This is a genomic window from Caballeronia grimmiae (assembly GCF_000698555.1).
GTDB lineage: Bacteria > Pseudomonadota > Gammaproteobacteria > Burkholderiales > Burkholderiaceae > Caballeronia > Caballeronia grimmiae.
Window position 1 is genome coordinate 1 of sequence record NZ_JFHE01000024.1, and the last position, 17,197, is coordinate 17,197.

Below are 17,197 nucleotides of genomic sequence, written 5' to 3' on the forward strand. Positions count from 1 at the left end.
AGTCGAGCACGCGGACCCAGTAGTTGCCGCCCGCGGCGCCGATGACCATCGGCGCGGCAATGACGAACACGGCGGTGAGAATGCCCACGACGAGCGTTTTCGTCATGTTCTTCTCCGGGATGAGCGTCGTGGACGGCTCAATCGGTTGAATCGAAGTCATTTTTCTGAGCTCCTCACACGAGGTTTAAGCGCGGTCCGCGACACGTTCGCCGAGCAGACCCGACGGACGGAACACGAGCACGATGATCAGCACGATGAAGGCGAACACGTCCTGGTAGTTCGACCCGAAGACGCCGCCCGTCAGGTTGCCGATATAGCCGGCGCCCAACTGTTCGATGAGACCCAGCAACACACCGCCGACCATCGCGCCGCCGAGGTTGCCGATACCGCCGAGCACCGCCGCCGTGAACGCCTTCAGGCCGGGAATGAAGCCCATGTAGAAGTGCGCGTTGCCGTATTCCAACGCGATCATCACGCCGGCCAAGGCAGCTAACGCCGAGCCGATCATGAAGGTCGCGGAAATCACGAAGTTCGGGTTCACGCCCATGAGCGACGCGACGCCCGGATTCTCGGCAATGGCGCGCATTGCCCGGCCGAGCTTGGTCTTGTGCACGAGAAGGAGCAGTCCGCCCATCACGAGGAATGCGACGACGATGATCACGATTTCGGTCATCGAGGTCACGGCGCCCGGACGGGTTTCGTCGGCGGCGATCAGGTTGATCGGGTCGGTCGGCAGGAGCTGCGGGAACGCCAGCGGATTACGGCCCCAGATCATCATCGCGATGGTCTGCAGCAGAATCGACACGCCGATGGCGGTGATCAGCGGCGCGAGACGCGGCGCCTTGCGCAGCGGCCGGTAAGCGACGCGCTCGATCGTATAACCCACCACCGCGCACACGCATGTGGCAACGATAAGCGCAATGGTCAGCATGATCGGTCCGGGCAAGCCGGGAAAGTGATTCTGCATCACGCCGACGGCCGACAAGGCGACCATTGCCCCCACCATCAGCACGTCGCCGTGCGCGAAGTTGATGATGCCGAGAATCCCGTACACCATCGTATAGCCCAGTGCGATGATGGCGTAGACGCTGCCAAGCACCAGACCGTTGAGGATCTGCTGGATGAAAATGTCCATAATGTCCGAAATGCGGTGCGAAACTTCGCGGCATGCACCTCGTGCAGGCCGCGACGAATGCTCGAAAGGTGGAGGCGGAAGCGGAGGCCGCGGCGGACGACTCGCCCTACAGCGGCATCGCGAGAATCAATCGTGAATGACGTCTGCGACGATTTTCTTGTCGTTCTTGAATTGATAGACGGTGATCGCCGCGCGGGTCAGATCGCCATGCGGATCGAACGATATGTTTCCCGTGACGCCGTCGTACTTCGTCGCCGGCATGGCTGCGAGAATCTTCGCCTTATCGGTCGAATCCGCGCGCTTCATTGCGTCGACGATTACATAGACCGCATCGTAGGCGAAGGGTGCGTACGCGTTGATGGGCGTCTTGAAGCGCTCGACGTAGCGCTTCTCGAAATCCGCACCGCGGGGCATGCGCGCGAGCGGCAATCCCGCTTCGGAGCAGACGAGATTGCGAATTGCGTCGCCCGCGAGCGCGTTCATCTTGTCGGTGCAAGCGCCATCGCCCGCGAGAATCCGCGCGCCGACCCCGAGATTCGCGGCTTGCTTGACGAGAGGGCCGGCCGTCGCGTCCGACCCGCCATACATGATGGCGTCAGGCTTCAATCCTTTTAATTTCGTCAGAATGGCGCGGAAGTCCGAGGCCTTGTCATTGGTGGCTTCATGCGCCACGATCACGCCGCCGCCCGCGGTCACCGATTTGGCAAACTGCTCCGCGAGGCCTTGTCCGTAGGCGGTCGAATCGTCGACGACTGCAATGCGCTTCGCGTGCATCGAACCCATCGCATAACGCGCGAGGGCGGGGCCTTGCATCGCATCGGTCGCCACCAGACGATAGGTCGTCTTGTAGCCCTGCTGCGTATAAGCCGGATTCGTCGACGCAGGCGATATCTGCACTACGCCCGCCTCGCTAAAGATACGCGAAGCAGGAATGGACACGCCCGAATTGATATTTCCCACGACCGCCACAACGCCGTCGTCCACAAGTTTTTGAGCCACTTGCGTGCCGGTGCGAGGATCGGCCGCGTCGTCCTGCGAGTCCAGTCGAAGCGTAACTGGCCTGCCACCGATCATGAGATGCCGTGCGTTAACATCCTCAATCGCCATGCGCGCGGCATTCTCGCTGTCCTTGCCGATGTTGGCGAGCTGACCGGTGAGCGGCGCCGCGTGTCCGATCACGACGACTGCATCGGACGCAGCCCGCACCGGCGCCGAAGCCGCGACGGCACACAGAGCAATGACGAGGGATGCATGGCGAGTCACCAGAGAAGGTTCGATGTTGTTCATGGTCGGGTTCCCTAATTATGAGTTGGCAGGTTCTTCCAGTTTTCGGTGGCCGAAAATCACTGTCCAACTACAAATTCTTGCTGCTGCCGATAAGAAAACCTTGCGGCACCCCGCCGTTCTCACGAAGAAGCGCTTCAACGCTGCGACCGATGGAAAGCACCTTCGCATCTGCGAGCGAACTGCCGACGATCGACAGTCCCACGGGCAATTCTCCCTTACTATGACAAGGCGTCGTGAGCGCGCAGCCGTCCATGAGATTCACGATGCTCGGATTGCGGAGAACGGCCGCATTCGCTGCGAAGAATGCTTCGTCGTCGCTTTCGAGCGGCGCCATGAGCGGTGGCACACATGCGACCGTCGGCATGAGCCACGCATCGAACGCCGACAGCCTTCGTCGTGCCGCCGCGACGAAACGCTCGCGCACACCGATGAGATCGATGTAATCTGCCGCAAGAATGCTTCTGCCTTTTTCCAGCCTTGTCAGCACGCGCGGGTCATACAGATGCGCACTTTCTTCGACATGACGCCTGTGCCAGGACCAGGCTTGCGCGGCCGTGATGCCGGGTTGTGGCGCGTGCGCCAGTGCTTCATCGAGTTCCGGAAAATCGAAGGGGACGATGGTTACACCCGCTTCTCGAAGCAGTCCTATGGCGCGGTCGAAGGCGCGGCGTACGTCATCGTCGCTTTCGTCAACGACATGCCGATAGTCCACGCCGAGACGCAGTTTGCCGAGTGCGCGAGGAGCGGAGTTCAACTGTTGCGCGGACAGAATGCCGTCCGCGATCACGCAGCAATCAACACTGGCTGCGATCGCGCCGACCGAATCGAACGCGGCGGCGAGCGGAATCACGCCGTCGAGCGGCACCCTGCGCGCGGTCGGCTTGAACGCGGTCAGCCCGCAGAACGCGGCAGGAATGCGCAAAGATCCGCCCGTATCCGTGCCGAGCCCCCAGGCCGCGTGCCCGCGTGCTACAGACACGGCGGCCCCCGAACTTGATCCACCGACGACACGCGTGCGGTCGTGCGGATTGTGCGGAGTGCCGTAGTGTGGATTGACGCCCAGACCAGAATAGGCGAATTCGCTCATGTTCGTGCGGCCCACGAACACGGCGCCCGCGTCGCGCAACCGCGAGATCGCTACGCTGTCGCGGGATGCGGACGGTGCATCGCGCAACACGCGCGATCCCGCCGATGTCACTTGCCCTTTCACGTCAAAGAGATCTTTCACGGAAACCGGCAAACCGGCGAGCGCCGAAGGCACGTAGTCCCGTATCCGCAATGCATCGCAGGTGTCGGCCGCCTGCCTGGCCGCCGGCTGATCGACGCTCACGTAGATGGCGCCATCCTCTTGCGCGTCGCGTTGTATGGAATGAAGCGAATCGTCGAGCAGGCTGCCGGCCGAAATCTCACGCTCACGCATCCGTTGCTGAAGCTCACGTAGGGTCGGCATGACGCTCACTCCACATGCAACAGGGCATTGACGCGGTAACGATGTGCGAGAGTGCGATCGAGCACCGGATCGTGCAACTCGATCTCAAACAGGTGCGCAGGTTCCAGCGGACCGAGCAACGCCTGCGTGCCGCAAAAGATAACGGTATAGGGTGCAATCGCAGAAGCAGCGCTTACGTCATCGAGCAGCTGCTCTGCATGTAGCAGTCGTGAAAGCGGCCCTTCCTGATACAGCGTTCGGCGCGCCTGATCGTCGATAAGCCAGCTACGCGCAACAAGCTGGTCCCAGTGCGGCACAACGTCGTCGTAGCGCCAGAGGCGCGGGCCCATAGGCTTCGCACACACTTGTTTGGAAATGGCGACATCGTAGCCCTCGGCCTTGCGATCAGTGTGATCCGAGCCGATTCCAACCAGCATCCCATGTTCCGGATGCAGCAGCAGCACCGCCTCGACCTCACCCGATGAGTGGTCGCCCACGACGTCGATAGTCTCACGAGACGTCAGCAACGCTGGAGACAACTCGTAGAAGCACGGGACGGTGGAGGGCCTTTTCACGCCGATCGCGGCGAGTTCGGCGATGTGCCGCTCGACTTCCTCGACGTTTCGCCCGGCCCATCCTGCAATCACGAGGCGTGCTGGATCGAAGTGGACTGGCAGGTCGTTGTTGATGACGAATTGAAGCGAAGACATGGTGTGTTCAAACAGAGTATCGACGTGCTCATGTTTCCGCGCGGCCCTGGCATTGTCCAACAATTAAAAGTTAATGGATTGACTAAATTTTTCTTGCTCCGGACGAAGCATCGAAGCGATTACACTGAAGCCTCCAACACGGTGTCGATCGACGGAAGAACCATGAACGTCCGATTCCTTGAGTCTTTTGTCTGGCTGGCGCGCTTGCGCAGTTTTCGTCTGACAGCCGAGCGAATGCATGCGACTCAGGCGGCTATTTCGAGCCGCATATCCGCGCTTGAACTCGAACTGGGCGTGAAACTGTTCGACCGTGGCCCGCGCGACATTACCTTGACGCAGGAAGGCAGCAAGGCGCTGCCTTTCGCGGAGCAGATCGTCAAGATCACGCGCGAAATGGCAGATAGCGTGGGTGACAGAAAGAAAATCGGCGGCATGCTGAGGCTGGGCGCGATCGAATCGGTCGTGCATACGTGGCTTCCCGACCTGCTGAAACGGATTCGCGAGGAGTATCCGAAACTGACGCTCGAACTAACGAGCGACACGTCCGCAAGTCTCTCGGCGCTGATCGGCAATGGCCATCTCGATGCCGCGTTGTTGAGCACGTCCATCAACAGCGCGGACTTGGGCAATATCATGCTCGGAAGCCTCCCGATGTGCTGGGTCGCGAGCCCCCGACTGGGCATCTCAGCCGAGACGCTGTCCGAAGCCGAACTGGCGACTTTCCAGATCGTCAGTTTCCCGCGGCACTCGCAGCCGCATGCTTATCTGGTCGAGCTTTTTTCGTCGGCCAGCGAGAACGAGGTGCAGATCAACTGTCTGTCGTCTGCGGCTGCGATCAGCCGCCTCGTCCTCGATGGTTTCGGCATTGGCGCGGTCCCCGCTGCATTCGTGTTGAGCGAGATCGAAGGCGGTCAGTTGAGCGTGCTGCAGGTCGCGCATCGCGTGCCTGACCTTCCGCTGTTCGTGTCATACCGTCGAAGTCCCGACAGTCTTCTTCCCGAATCGATCGCACGTCTTGCCCGCTCCGTCATGCTCGACTATGCGCTTCTGCACGGCCCGCGATACGCGTCGATACCCGCAATCGATAACGGCGCGATCGGCGACGAACCCTTCACCCGCGCTTGAGACTGCGCCCCACTTGGTAATCCCATGACGACATCTCCTGCCATCACCATTGAGAAACTCGATGCGACTGCCTGTGCGCCTTATGGCGTCATGCTTGGAACTCCGCCGCGCGCGGATGATCCCTCGACCTTCCTGAGTCCCCAGTCCGACTTCTGGCGCGCGCAGCTCTTCGAGACCGGCGATACCGCCGCCGAGATCCTATGGGTGGTGTACCGAGAGCAACCGTTGTCGGTTTCGACGCTCGAGGCGCACCATCTGACGCAGCAGGCGGTGGTTCCACTGACCGGTTCCATCATCCAGATACTCGCGACTTCCGATGATGAAGGAAACCCGAACCTGAGGACACTTCGGGCATTCGAGATCAAACAGGGACAAGGCCTTTGCATGTACGCGCGCACATGGCATGCAACACGTGTCCGCAAGGGGGAAACAGCATGTCTCATGCTGACGCGCGCATCGACCACACGAGATCTTGCCACCAGCTTGCGCGACGCGCGCTTACCAGTCGAAACGGTCCTTTGTCACATTGACGCCTTCTCGTTGCATCAAGCGGTGGCATCGTGAACCTCTGAATGTTTTGCACCTCTTTGAATAGGCCGACGCTACAATTAAATGGCTACTTAAATGGCTTGGCTTTATCATTCCCACAGTCCGAGATTGGCCGACAAGAGCACGCTCGCCGGCCGCTGCATTTAGACCTCCGTTTTCACAGCCATCTCAAGCGCGTCGTCGACCTCGATCCCGAGGCAACGCACCTTACTCCCAATCGTCGTGTGGATAACAGCAGCGGAACCACCCGCAGGTTCTTGGTGCGACGATAAATAAAGGAGGCTTTCGTTCGTCGCATTGTGTACGTGCCGTACTCGCTGTCGTCGAGGCGGACTGACGCGACACAGCGATGAACGATGCGCGCATACCGCCGCGTCGACACATGAGCTGAAGCGTGCAGCCGACTTGGTAACAGGTAGTCGGCTGGCTTTAACCTCGGGCCGAAATCCAGGCTGAAATCTCTGACGGGCCTGCGCCGTCATTTCAACCTGCACCGGTCGACCGGTTTCCTGCTGAATGAAAGTCGCGCGAGCGACAACATGCCCTGCGATACAGATGTCTTGAACCTCCAGTCGCGTCAGACCGCAGGCACGGAGCTTACTGTCGATTGCCAAGTCGAATAGAGCAAACTTGGGAGCGACGGACGAGAGCTGGAGTCTTTCTCGAATAGCCCAGATCTCAAGAAGCTTCAACGGAGGCTTCTGTAAGTTTTCCAAAGGCGCGGGCCTAACGTTCTCGCCTCGGCGTGAGCGTCGCGCAGATCGAGGCGCGCATCAACGCGATCGTTGCGCGGCACGAAGGCGTTAGCGTCGAGATCACGCGGCTGTACGAGCCAAACTGACCTCGCCCGACCACCAGAAAGTGCAGCGCGCTCCGCCGCAATTGCGCGGCGCGGCTCGGCATCGCGCCGGTCGTCAACAGGCGCGTGGGCACATCGGACGCGCGGCACTACCGCATGCACGGCGTGCCCACCGTGGGCTGCGGACTCAACGCGCACAACATGGGCTCGTTCGACGAGAAAGTCCACATCGACGAGCTGTGCGCGCTCGGCGAAATCGACGCCCTCCCGACTACCTACACGACATCTGACCGGCCCGTTCAGCTTTCGTATCGCGGATCGCGTCAACTTGCGCACGTCGCATCGACCATGTAAAACGCCATGTCACACGACCTGACTCTCAACCGCGAGCAGCGCGGCAAGTGAGGGCGCATTCCGGCCTCGGCGCTAGTCGGCAACATGTCGAGTTCTACGACCTCTTCATCTACGGCTTTATCGCCGCCATCCTCACGAAGGCGTTCTTCCCGACGGGCGACGCCTACACATCGATGCTCGACCGGCGCGACCTTCGCCATCAGCTACTTCATCCGGCCGCTCGGCGCGGTCGTGATCGGCGGATACGCAGACCAGCACGGCCGCAAGTCCGCGATGATGCGGACCATCTGGGTTCCGGCGCTCAGCACGCTCGTCATCGCTTGCGCGCCTTCTTATGCAATGCTCGGTCGCGCAGATCTTCCTGCCGCCCGTGTTCGGCGCACTGTCGGATCGCGTGGGACGGCTCGCGCTTATCCCGCCTGCTGACGGTCGCCCTCACGATGCCGGCGTTCCATCTGATGGTCGCGCAGCCCACGGTCGGCATGTACGTGCTCTGCATCACCGGCCTCACCGCCTGCGTGATGGTATTCCAGGGCGCGATGCCCGCGTTCGTCGCGGAGCTGTTTCCGCACGACACGCGCACAGCCTGCATCGCGATCGTGCATAACCTGACCTTCGCGGTGCTCGCCGGCCTCTCGCTGATGATCTGCACGTGGATCGCCAACTAGACCGGCAGCAAGTCGTGCCCGCGTGGTATTGATGGCCTTGCCGCGGGCCCGCTTGCCCGACTCGAACACAGCGATTGGTTCACTGACTATGGCGCGCGGTCCCACTCCTTGATGCTCAGAGGCGCTCAGCCAGCCGCAGTGCGAAGAAATCAGTCACCTGTCGTACTCGCGCGGAGATGAACTTTCGATTCGGCCAAATTAGGCTAACGTCTCGAGTTTCACTGATGAAATCGTCAAGAACGGTGACTATGTCTGCGTCACGCCACTCGCCAGACAAAGAGGCTCGAAAAAACATCCCAATGCCAACGCCTGCCTGGACGGCGGATAAGATGGTTTCAACGGTGTTAGACGAAAGGTTCCCGCTGACTGGCACATTAAAACTGCCGCGCGGTCCGCTAAAAGTCCAGTTTTCCATTCCATTGAAGATGAGACAGTTGTGATTCACCAGATCTTCTGGCACCTCCGGCCTCCCATGTTGCTCGAAATAGACGCGGGATCCCGCGCACACCAGCGAAGTGTTTGCCACGCGCTTGACGACAGCGTCGGGACTGTGGAAAGGGCTGACTCTGATTGCTAAATCGATGCCTTCCACAAGCAGGTCTTGCACGGAGTCAACGAGTTTTAGATCGAGCTGCAGCTTCGGATGGACCGTAAGCAATTGCGGAACGAGTGGCAACACGTGCAGCCGGCCAAACGTGGCCGGCGTCGCGATCCTGACAAGTCCAGAGAGTTCGTGCGTGCTGCTCATCAGCTCACCGTCCGCCTGCGCCATCTCTTCAAGGAGCGGCTTCGTGCGCTCGTAGTATCTTCGACCTTGATCGGTCAGCGTGACGCTTCGCGTGCTCCGATTGAGCAATTGGACGCTAAGACGCCTTTCGAGCGCACTCACGGATTTGCTGATGGCCGATTGCGAATCTCCAGTCCGTCTGGCCGCGGCCGAAAAGCCGCCGGCCTCTACAACTGCCACGAAGGCGGCCAGTTCCTGAAAGCGATCCATCTCTACCTGTTCATCGTTCAATGTACGCGGGCGCCTTTAACACGCCGATGACTGCGGCTGACTTATTCTTTGAAAGAATAAGTCTTATGAAATTTAGCCTAATTATCGCGGAAAAGCGGCTCAATTACCATTGCAGCACTGCCGTTGAGATTGACTGCGCTCAGCGAGCGATTGTGACTTGCCGGGCGACCTAACCGCTCGGTAGGTAACGTCGTTGCGGGTTCAATCACCTGTTTATCGAGTCAAGGAGAAGTTATGTTTCAAGCAAGCGAACAGCAAGCAGCAACAAAAGCGCCGTCGTTAAGCATGACAGGACGGAAGGTTGTCGTCGTAGGTGGCAAGACGGGCATTGGTTTGGGTGTGGCACGTGCCGCGCATGCGGCTGGCGCGACGGTAGTCGTCGCCAGCCGCCGCGCCGCCTCGATCGAGGAGCGTCCGGATCTGCAAGATTTCCTGCAAGTCGAGTTGGATATGCGCGATGAGTCGGCGGTTGAAACGGCGTTCCAAACGATCGGCTCGCTGGATCACTTGATTATTACTGCGGCGCCGGACCTCGGCACATGGGGTGCGTTTATGGACGCCGACATGCGTGGGGTGCGCAGCTACGTGGAGGGCAAGTTCCTCGGCACCTGGGCGTGCGCTCGTCACGGCGCCCCGCGTATCAATACCGGTGGCACTCTTACTTTCCTGACGGGCGGCATGGCCGTCCGGCCGAAGCTCGGTTTCGCGGCCGTTACTTCGACATTTGCTGCTGTGGAAGCGCTGTCTGGTTCACTGGCTCTAGAGCTCGCCCCGATTCGAGTGAATACGATCCGGCCGGGCTTCATCGACACCGACATGTGGAGCTTCCTGCCTCTTGAACACCGCGACGCTCTGCGCAAGAAAGTGGAGGAAACATTCCCGTCGCGGCGCGCGGGTAAGACTGAGGACATCGGCCATGCGGCGTTGTTCCTCATGACGAATCCGTACGTGACCGGAACCGTGATCGAGGTTTCTGGTGGTGAAAACCTCGTGCCAAGTGTTTCTTGAGCAAAGCGTGCAAGTGGCCAGGACCTTCTCAGCAGGTCCTCCGCTCACGCGGTAGAGCGAAGAGCCTTAGACGGGCTCGTCGCTCCGACAGCAAGCAGCGCCGCCCGGCCTGACCGCCTACTTGATCGCCAAACGCTACTGACTTAATGTCGGCCTTGAAAGAGTGTTGTCGTGCTCAGTTCTCATCCGCGGCCTTGTCTCACAAACCGGGGGTTCGGCGTCGCTCTATTGCGTCCATTGCTTAAATCGACGGAAGCCCTCGAGCGGAAGACCGAGAACGCCGACTGACAGCGTTCAGGCGGTGCCGGTACGAAAGTCTGGCAAACGACAGCTCACCGATGAATCGCTAGATCGTCCCCGAAATCGGGTTAACTGTTGACTCGGCTTGGAGTTATCTCGGCGATATCGACAACTTTACTTGCCTTCCGGATTGTAGCCATCGCAACCCATGCGACGAGATAGGCGGACCCACAGACAACGAACAGGACGTTGTAACCGACGTTGATTTGACCGAGCGTATTGAAATGATCTAGCACCGCGCCAACGACCAACGGGAACAGCGTCGCGCCCAACGCGCCGGCCAACCCACCAATTCCGACAACGGAACCGACTGCTGCCTTCGGGAACATGTCAGACGCGGTCGTGAAGAGGTTAGCGGACCATGCTTGGTGCGAGGCGGCTGCCAAGCTCAGAAGACCAACCATCGCCCACATGTTTTCGATGAACGGCGAGAAAGCGATCGGCATCACCAGGAAAGCGAAGACGAGCATGGTGGTTTGTCGCGCCTTCGTCACTGACCAGCCGCGCTGAATCAGCTTGGAGGAGATAAAACCGCCGCCAATGCTACCAATCGAAGTCGCGACATACACGATCACGAGCGGAAGCCCGAGATTCTTCAGATCGAGGTGAAAGCGGGAGTTGAAATATGACGGCAGCCAGAAGAGCATGAACCACCAGATTGGGTCGGTCAGCAGCTTACCGGCGAAGAAGGCCCATGTCGGACGCAGCTTGAGCAACGTGAACCAGCTTACCTTTTGAGTCGCGGGAGCAGGAGCCGAATCCTCGCCAATGTAATTGAGCTCGGCCTCGTTGACCTTCACGTGCTTTGCCGGCACCTGATACATGAAGTACCAAAAGGCCAGCCAAACGAAGCCGGTCATGCCGGTGACGAAGAATGCAGCCTCCCAGCCATACGTTGCGGCTAGCCACGGCACGGTGGCCGGTGCTGCCACCGCACCGATACTGGTGCCCGAAGTCAGGATACCGACTGCAAGTGCCTGCTCTTTGCGCGGGAACCACTCCGACACGCTCTTCACTGCGCACGGGAAGCTGCCCGATTCGGAAATGCCAAGAAGGGCGCGCATAGCGCCAAAGCCCAGCGTGCTGCGCACGAGCGCGTGCCCGCAGGCGGCGATACTCCAAACCAGAACACACACGCCATACCCGATCTTGACGCCGAACTTATCAACGATTTTGCCGGACAGGACCATGCCGATTGCGTAGCAGGCCGTGAACACCATGACGATGTAGCTGTATTGCGTTTCAGTCCAGTTGAACGTGACGGCAAGCTCGGGTTTAAGCAGGCCCAGCACCTGGCGGTCCAGGTAATTAATCGTGGTTGCGAAGAAAAGCAGCGCGCAGATGCGCCACCGGATAGCTGTACGGTCCATGATCGACTCCTGTCTCCTGAGGTGCTTGATCCGCTGATGCGGCTTACATGACTGCGTGGTTAAGCTGAGTTTCAACGGAAAGATGCATGGCGTTTTTCGCGGAATGCGGCGACGCCTTCGATTGCATCGGGCGACGCTTTGCATACCGACGCGGCGAGTTCGTGCGCGTAGTCGTGCTGGCCCGTCTCCATCATGCGAACGAGGCGTTTGCCAACCGACAGAGACGTCCTTGATCGTTTGATAAGCGTCTTGCAGACAGCATCGACGCGGCTGCGTAGGTGCTCAGCTTCGACGGCTTCATTGATCACCCCCCAAGCGACAGCGGTTTCGGCGGAGATTGGTTCACCGAGAAGGATCAACTCGCGCGTGCGCGTTGCGCCGACTAGTTCGGAAAGCCGCGCGCATCCCATCCATCCGGGGATGGCGCCCACCGATGCTTCGGGAAAGCCAACCTTGGCCTGTGTGTTTGCGTAGCGCAGATCGCACGTGAGCGCGAGTTCGAATCCGCCACCGAGCGCACTGGCAGAAAGAACAGCGATCGTCGGTTTGTCAAGTTCCGCGATTCGACGGAAGACACGGTTTCCTTCCCGGATAAACCGGGTGCCCATCTTTTGCGGATCAATATCGGCCCACTCGTTGATATCTGCGCCGCTGCAAAAGAAACGCGGACTGTTGGTTTCGATCTTTAGCACGCGGATTTCATCGTTGCGCTCGACGTCTGCCACGGCGCGATCGATGTTATCCAGCATTTCCAACGTCAGCGCGTTGTGACGCGAGACTCGGTTCAGCGTGATCGTGGCGATGCTACCGTTTGCTTCGTAAAGAATGTCACTGTCAGACATGAAGAACCTCTTCTTCTGAGAATCGAATGAGGGGCAGTTAATCGGGCTTAGTGAGCCGGGGCGTTTTCGAGCAGGCGCTCATCAATAAGCGGCGTGAATTCCATACGCGAGAGCACGTCGCGGTGCATGTCGAGGCCCTTGGCCACTTCGACGAGGCACACGCCGAGCGCATCAAGTCGGAATACCGCGCGCTCCGTGATGTAGAAAACTTCCTTGCTGTCCAAACGCGCCTGCACGCCACTGAACGTTACGTGTCGCACCTTTTTGACGGCCTTCGGCACCGATCCCGGCGAGAGAATTTCAAGCGCGTCGCCTTTGCGATCCACGCGCAAACCCTTGGCCTCGAACGCCCCGCAGAAGACCAGCTTTTTCGCGCCTTGCGCGATGTCCATGAATCCGCCCGGACCGACTACGGTCGAACCGAGCTTCGAAACGTTCACATTGCCCTCTTCGTCGAACTCGCCCATGCCGAGGAACGTCACGTCGATTCCACCGCCGCTATACCAGTCGAACTGATCGACGCTCGGCATGATGGCGTCGGCGTTACGCGCCGTACCGAACATCGCGCCATCAAGCATCGCGCCGCGGTGAATACCCTGTTCAACGGAACCCCAGTACTCGTCGCCGCGACCTTGGGTGGCCAGAACCGCCGGGATGGCGCCCGGAAAACCGAAGCCAAAGTTCACGGATTGATTCGAGCCAAGCTCTTGAGCAGCGCGCTCGGCCACGATGAGGCGCATGCCATCGGGCATCTCAATGTCAGGCACCTCGCCGAGCTTTTCGCCGCTCAACGTTGCGTCGTATTCACTGATCTGGCACTGACGTTGAGCTGGAATCTCGACGGTGAAGTCGACCATGACGCCGGGTACACGCACCAAGCGGGCGGGCACGTGGGAGCGCGGTCGTGATTTGACCTGCGCGATGACCTTCCCGCCGCTGTTGTGCGCTGCCAAGGCGACAGCGTAAATATCGAGGTCTGCCGGTTCGTGTCGAGTCGAAAGATTGCCCCTATCGTCCGCGCTGGACGCCATCACGATCGAAAAGTCGATCTTGAGTGGCTTGAAACGGAGATACTCCTTACCGTCGATCTCTATCAGTTCAACTAGATCTTCGGTCGTCGCGGCATTCAGTTTGCCGCCATCCAGACGCGGATCGACGAAGGTTCTCAGACCAACCCGCGTGATCACGCCCGGCCGACCGGCGCCGATCTCCCGAAACAGAGTTGCAATGACGCCACCGGGAAAGCTGTAGCCTTCGATCTCGCCGTCATGAGCCAGCTTCTGCATCGCCGAGGACCATACCCAGTGGCCGCCGATCACGCGCTTGACCAACCCAGCGTGGGCCAGCCGTCCGAGGCCACTGCCTTGACCATCACCGACGCCGAGCGCGTGAACGACCGTCAGATTGCGGGGATGACCCGTTTCCAGAAATCGCCCTTCAATCGCCGCGAGGATGGCGTCCGGCTCAAGCAGCCCGCCGCCTGAGCCGGTTATCGCGATCGTCGCACCGTCAAAGATCAGATCTGCAACTGCCTCTGCATTGGTCCACTTGTTCACATCAACTCCTATGTTGATCCTCTTGGTATCGAACCGTATCGTTACTTGCAACGCATAGTAGGATAGGGAAACGCGACGTTCAAGAGAGAAAGACCCGAAATCGGGTTTACGATGACGAAGGGGTCGGAAGCACCTGCGTGATTGCAAGGTGCAGGCGTTGTCAGTTACCGTTTAACTTTGGATTTGACCCATCGATATGCAGACCACAGTCGAACCGAGCGAAGAGGCGCGCGTCGCTCAAAAGCCCGCGCGTGCCAAGCGGCTGCGTGATCCGATTCAGACGCAGGCCAAGATCCTCGCCGCAGCCAAAGCAGAGTTCGCTAAGGTGGGCTTGGGCGGCGCGCGTATCGAGACGATCGCCGAGAAAGCCGGCGTCAATAAGCGGATGATCTACGAATACTTCAAGGGGAAGGAAGAACTGTTCCAGACGGTCCTTGAAGAAATGTGGACGGATATCCGGACCGAAGAAAGAGCGCTTGGCCTGGACCATCTTCCGCCAGTCGAGGCCATTCAGACGTATGTGACGTTCACGTGGAACTACTACCTGAAGAACCCCGAGTTCATGTCTCTGGTGAACAGCGAAAACCTGCACCGGGCGCGGCATGTCAAAAAATCGAGACGTTTCATCGAACTGCATCGTGGCTTCGCCAACATGCTGCAGCAGATCCTTGATCGCGGGGTGGCGTCGGGCGACTTCAAAGCCGGCATCGATGCAAGCCAGTTGCACCTGACTATCGCCGCGCTGGGCTACTATTACCTGACGAATCGCTTCACCGGCGAGGTTATCTTCGGCTTCGATTTCGTTTCGAAGGACGCCCTCCAGAAACGCCTGGACTTCAACCTCGAAACGATTTTTAGCCTTTTGCGCTCGCGTTAATTGCGGCGACATCTCCTCACTTTCCCCTTCGGCTTCAGCGCACAGGGTTTTCCCAGTTGTTAGGGAAAACCCGTTTTTGACAGCAACCAACGACCAGTATTAAATAACGAACTGGATCGTTACTACGGCGTGGTTGGCAACCCGTAAGATGACATGTCAGAGAAAGCCATGCAGGAGATGACACATGGATCAACGCCAAATCGCACTGGTTACGGGCGCTCGTCGCGGCATCGGTCGCGCAATCGCGCTCGAACTTGCCAACGCAGGATTCGACGTCGCCATCACCGACGTCGAGACATCAGAAGAGCTGGTGGCCACGCGCGCCGACATCGAACGCATTGGCGTAAGGTGCGTAGCGAGTACATCGAATCTCGCCGACATTGCGCACCACGACGCGCTGTTTCAGGCGGTGGAAGAGGCGCTCGGTCCCGTCACCTGTCTGGTCAATAACGCTGGCGTATCCGTCATGTCGCGCGGTGATGTTCTGGACGTCACACCGGAAAGCTATGACCGGTGCGTGAACGTCAACACGCGAGGCACGTTCTTCCTAATGCAAGCGTTTGGTCGGCGTGCCGCTCAAGCACCTCAGTCAGCCGTCAATCGCTCGATCATCACAATTTCCTCATCCAACGCCGTCGCGGCGTCGCCTCAGCGCAGCGAGTACTGCGTCTCGAAGGCGGGTCTGTCGATGGCCACCACTCTGTTCAGTTTGCGGCTAGCTGAATTTGGGGTCAGCGTATTCGAAGTGCAGCCGGGCCTGATCGAAACTGAAATGACTGCGCCGTCGAAGGCGCGTTACGACGCGCTGATGGAGAACGGGTTGACCGCCATCAAGCGATGGGGAACACCCAACGAAGTCGCACTTACCGTGCGTACGCTGGCAACGGGTGGCCTACCGTTCAGCGTTGGTCAAGCGATCCGGGTCGATGGCGGTCTTCTTGTTTCTAAATACTGATTTCGAGATTCAAGCCATGCAAATCAAGCTTCCCACCCTGGACGGCGCACTCGTTGACTACCGTCTGACTGGCACCCCGCTGCAAGTCGTCAAGCCTGCGGCACCGTTTAACCGCATCGCCTATTCTGCGGCACACGTGGTGGCCGATCCGCTGCGTAGCGGCGAACTCGGCCAGCCATGCGCGATTGACTGGGACCGGACCATCGAATATCGCCGTTATCTTCTTGAGCAAGGTTTGGGGATCGCGGAGGCGATGGATACTGCACAACGCGGCATGGGCCTGTCATGGGACTCAGCGAAAGAGCTTATTGTCCGCACGATGAACGAAACGCGCGACATTCCTGGCGCGCTGATCGCCTCAGGTTGCGGCACCGATCACGTGCCGGTGAGCGACGGGCGCTCGTGCGAGGATGTGATCAAGGCCTACCTGACCCAAATCGCGAGCGTCCAACGCGCGGGCGGTCAGATCATTTTGATGGCGAGCCGCGCCCTCGCGCGCGTGGCCAAGGATGCAAAAGACTACATTCATGTCTATCGGGAAGTCCTGTCGGCGTGCGACAAGCCTGTCATCCTCCACTGGCTGGGCGAGGCGTTCGACCCCGAGCTGGCCGGTTACTGGGGCCACGCCGACTTCGAAAACGCGGCGAAGGTCTGCCTCGAAGTCATCGCCGCGAACGAAGCGAAGGTCGATGGCATCAAGATTTCCTTGCTGGATGATGCGAAGGAAATTGCCTTCCGCCGTCGCCTTCCTCAGTCCGTGAAGATGTATACCGGCGACGACTTCAACTATCCGGTTCTGATTGCGGGCGACGAGCTGGGTTACTCCCACGCGCTGCTTGGCATTTTCGATGCGATCGCGCCTGCAGCGTCGCAGGCGCTGGCCGCGCTCGCCGCAGACGATCTGGCTCATTACGACGAGCTGCTCGCGCCAACCGTGCCGTTGTCGCGTCACATCTTTCGTGCCCCGACGCAGTATTACAAGACAGGGGTCGTGTTGCTCGCCTACCTGAACGGGTTCCAGCCGCACTTCTTCATGTTGGGTGGACATCACGGCATGAGGCCGCCCGCCTATTTGGCCGAGGTCTTCCGACTCGCCGATCAGGCGCACCTGCTCAGAGATCCTGAGTTGGCCGTCAACCGTATGCGGGCGGTCATGACCACCCTCGGATGCGCGGAATAAAGGCAGGAGCCGCCTGCTCGGCGGCTTTCTCTCAG

16 protein-coding genes and 2 pseudogenes are annotated in these 17,197 nt (G+C 59.5%); 8 read left to right on the plus strand and 10 right to left on the minus strand.

Annotated features, from left to right (window positions below; genetic code table 11):
- The 5 genes and pseudogenes from BG57_RS32660 to BG57_RS20920 all read right to left on the minus strand — a co-directional run.
- Positions 1 to 160, minus strand: a pseudogene (locus BG57_RS32660) (ABC transporter ATP-binding protein); the annotation flags it as partial.
- Between the two features lie 24 nt (positions 161 to 184).
- Positions 185 to 1,135 carry a branched-chain amino acid ABC transporter permease gene (locus tag BG57_RS20905; RefSeq protein ID WP_035967736.1) on the minus strand — a complete coding sequence of 317 codons (951 nt, stop codon included), beginning with the start codon at positions 1,133 to 1,135 and terminating at the stop codon, positions 185 to 187.
- Positions 1,136 to 1,261: 126 nt separating this feature from the next.
- Positions 1,262 to 2,422 carry a branched-chain amino acid ABC transporter substrate-binding protein gene (locus BG57_RS20910; protein ID WP_052005913.1) on the minus strand — a complete coding sequence of 387 codons (1,161 nt, stop codon included), beginning with the start codon at positions 2,420 to 2,422 and terminating at the stop codon, positions 1,262 to 1,264.
- Between the two features lie 67 nt (positions 2,423 to 2,489).
- Positions 2,490 to 3,872, minus strand: a complete 1,383-nt coding sequence (locus BG57_RS20915) for an amidase (protein ID WP_052005921.1) — start codon at positions 3,870 to 3,872, stop codon at positions 2,490 to 2,492.
- A gap of 5 nt (positions 3,873 to 3,877) precedes the next feature.
- Positions 3,878 to 4,561 carry a DUF2848 domain-containing protein gene (locus BG57_RS20920; RefSeq protein ID WP_052005914.1) on the minus strand — a complete coding sequence of 228 codons (684 nt, stop codon included), beginning with the start codon at positions 4,559 to 4,561 and terminating at the stop codon, positions 3,878 to 3,880.
- On the opposite strand from BG57_RS20920, the gene BG57_RS20925 reads away from it, so the two are divergent.
- A complete protein-coding gene (locus BG57_RS20925; protein WP_229754100.1) occupies positions 4,517 to 5,686 on the plus strand; it encodes a LysR family transcriptional regulator in 1,170 nt (389 codons plus the stop codon). The genes BG57_RS20920 and BG57_RS20925 overlap by 45 nt on opposite strands.
- Before the next feature lie 24 nt (positions 5,687 to 5,710).
- Positions 5,711 to 6,250 carry an ureidoglycolate lyase gene (locus BG57_RS20930; RefSeq protein WP_035967738.1) on the plus strand — a complete coding sequence of 180 codons (540 nt, stop codon included), beginning with the start codon at positions 5,711 to 5,713 and terminating at the stop codon, positions 6,248 to 6,250.
- Positions 6,251 to 6,378: 128 nt separating this feature from the next.
- On the opposite strand, the pseudogene BG57_RS33860 reads toward BG57_RS20930, so the two are convergent.
- Positions 6,379 to 6,939, minus strand: a pseudogene (locus BG57_RS33860) (tyrosine-type recombinase/integrase); the annotation flags it as partial.
- 221 nt (positions 6,940 to 7,160) lie between these two features.
- Between BG57_RS33860 and BG57_RS20935 the strand changes: the two are divergent.
- Together BG57_RS20935 and BG57_RS20940 are read left to right on the plus strand one after the other, a co-directional pair.
- Entirely contained in the window at positions 7,161 to 7,388 is a 228-nt protein-coding gene (locus tag BG57_RS20935; RefSeq protein ID WP_035967739.1) for a hypothetical protein, read from the plus strand.
- A gap of 440 nt (positions 7,389 to 7,828) precedes the next feature.
- Entirely contained in the window at positions 7,829 to 8,056 is a 228-nt protein-coding gene (locus BG57_RS20940) for a hypothetical protein (protein ID WP_035967741.1), read from the plus strand.
- A 115-nt stretch (positions 8,057 to 8,171) separates the two neighbouring features.
- On the opposite strand, the gene BG57_RS20945 is transcribed toward BG57_RS20940, so the two are convergent.
- The gene (locus BG57_RS20945; RefSeq protein WP_035967823.1) at positions 8,172 to 9,053 is read right to left on the minus strand and encodes a LysR family transcriptional regulator; all 882 of its coding nucleotides are present in this window, start codon (positions 9,051 to 9,053) and stop codon (positions 8,172 to 8,174) included.
- A gap of 255 nt (positions 9,054 to 9,308) precedes the next feature.
- On the opposite strand from BG57_RS20945, the gene BG57_RS20950 reads away from it, so the two are divergent.
- The gene (locus BG57_RS20950; RefSeq protein ID WP_075583175.1) at positions 9,309 to 10,082 is read left to right on the plus strand and encodes an SDR family oxidoreductase; all 774 of its coding nucleotides are present in this window, start codon (positions 9,309 to 9,311) and stop codon (positions 10,080 to 10,082) included.
- Positions 10,083 to 10,450: 368 nt separating this feature from the next.
- Here the strand turns inward: BG57_RS20950 and BG57_RS20955 are convergent, their stop codons facing one another.
- The 3 genes from BG57_RS20955 to BG57_RS20965 form a co-directional block, all read right to left on the minus strand.
- Entirely contained in the window at positions 10,451 to 11,752 is a 1,302-nt protein-coding gene (locus BG57_RS20955) for an MFS transporter (RefSeq protein WP_035967825.1), read from the minus strand.
- Positions 11,753 to 11,823: 71 nt separating this feature from the next.
- Positions 11,824 to 12,594, minus strand: a complete 771-nt coding sequence (locus BG57_RS20960; RefSeq protein WP_035967742.1) for an enoyl-CoA hydratase/isomerase family protein — start codon at positions 12,592 to 12,594, stop codon at positions 11,824 to 11,826.
- Positions 12,595 to 12,641: 47 nt separating this feature from the next.
- Positions 12,642 to 14,150, minus strand: coding sequence for an acyl CoA:acetate/3-ketoacid CoA transferase (locus BG57_RS20965; protein WP_035967743.1), 1,509 nt, complete (start codon positions 14,148 to 14,150; stop codon positions 12,642 to 12,644).
- Positions 14,151 to 14,346: 196 nt separating this feature from the next.
- On the opposite strand from BG57_RS20965, the gene BG57_RS20970 reads away from it, so the two are divergent.
- The 3 genes from BG57_RS20970 (at position 14,347) to BG57_RS20980 (ending at position 17,162) form a co-directional block, all read left to right on the plus strand.
- Entirely contained in the window at positions 14,347 to 15,027 is a 681-nt protein-coding gene (locus tag BG57_RS20970; protein WP_035967745.1) for a TetR/AcrR family transcriptional regulator, read from the plus strand.
- Positions 15,028 to 15,211: 184 nt separating this feature from the next.
- Positions 15,212 to 15,982, plus strand: a complete 771-nt coding sequence (locus tag BG57_RS20975) for a 3-ketoacyl-ACP reductase (protein WP_035967746.1) — start codon at positions 15,212 to 15,214, stop codon at positions 15,980 to 15,982.
- A 16-nt stretch (positions 15,983 to 15,998) separates the two neighbouring features.
- Positions 15,999 to 17,162, plus strand: a complete 1,164-nt coding sequence (locus BG57_RS20980; protein ID WP_035967747.1) for a dihydrodipicolinate synthase family protein — start codon at positions 15,999 to 16,001, stop codon at positions 17,160 to 17,162.
- The last annotated feature ends 35 nt before the right edge of the window (positions 17,163 to 17,197 follow it).

What these genes read in the sequence shown, in the direction of transcription:
- BG57_RS20980 (WP_035967747.1), top strand. Translation starts at nt 15,999, where the DNA reads ATGCAAATCAAGCTTCCCACCCTGGACGGCGCACTCGTTGACTACCGT.
- BG57_RS20910 (WP_052005913.1), bottom strand. Translation starts at nt 2,422, where the DNA reads ATGAACAACATCGAACCTTCTCTGGTGACTCGCCATGCATCCCTCGTC.
- BG57_RS20945 (WP_035967823.1), bottom strand. Translation starts at nt 9,053, where the DNA reads ATGGATCGCTTTCAGGAACTGGCCGCCTTCGTGGCAGTTGTAGAGGCC.
- BG57_RS20950 (WP_075583175.1), top strand. Translation starts at nt 9,309, where the DNA reads ATGTTTCAAGCAAGCGAACAGCAAGCAGCAACAAAAGCGCCGTCGTTA.
- BG57_RS20955 (WP_035967825.1), bottom strand. Translation starts at nt 11,752, where the DNA reads ATGGACCGTACAGCTATCCGGTGGCGCATCTGCGCGCTGCTTTTCTTC.
- BG57_RS20920 (WP_052005914.1), bottom strand. Translation starts at nt 4,561, where the DNA reads ATGTCTTCGCTTCAATTCGTCATCAACAACGACCTGCCAGTCCACTTC.
- BG57_RS20915 (WP_052005921.1), bottom strand. Translation starts at nt 3,872, where the DNA reads ATGCCGACCCTACGTGAGCTTCAGCAACGGATGCGTGAGCGTGAGATT.
- BG57_RS20960 (WP_035967742.1), bottom strand. Translation starts at nt 12,594, where the DNA reads ATGTCTGACAGTGACATTCTTTACGAAGCAAACGGTAGCATCGCCACG.
- BG57_RS20970 (WP_035967745.1), top strand. Translation starts at nt 14,347, where the DNA reads ATGCAGACCACAGTCGAACCGAGCGAAGAGGCGCGCGTCGCTCAAAAG.
- BG57_RS20930 (WP_035967738.1), top strand. Translation starts at nt 5,711, where the DNA reads ATGACGACATCTCCTGCCATCACCATTGAGAAACTCGATGCGACTGCC.
- BG57_RS20940 (WP_035967741.1), top strand. Translation starts at nt 7,829, where the DNA reads ATGCCGGCGTTCCATCTGATGGTCGCGCAGCCCACGGTCGGCATGTAC.
- BG57_RS20905 (WP_035967736.1), bottom strand. Translation starts at nt 1,135, where the DNA reads ATGGACATTTTCATCCAGCAGATCCTCAACGGTCTGGTGCTTGGCAGC.
- BG57_RS20975 (WP_035967746.1), top strand. Translation starts at nt 15,212, where the DNA reads ATGGATCAACGCCAAATCGCACTGGTTACGGGCGCTCGTCGCGGCATC.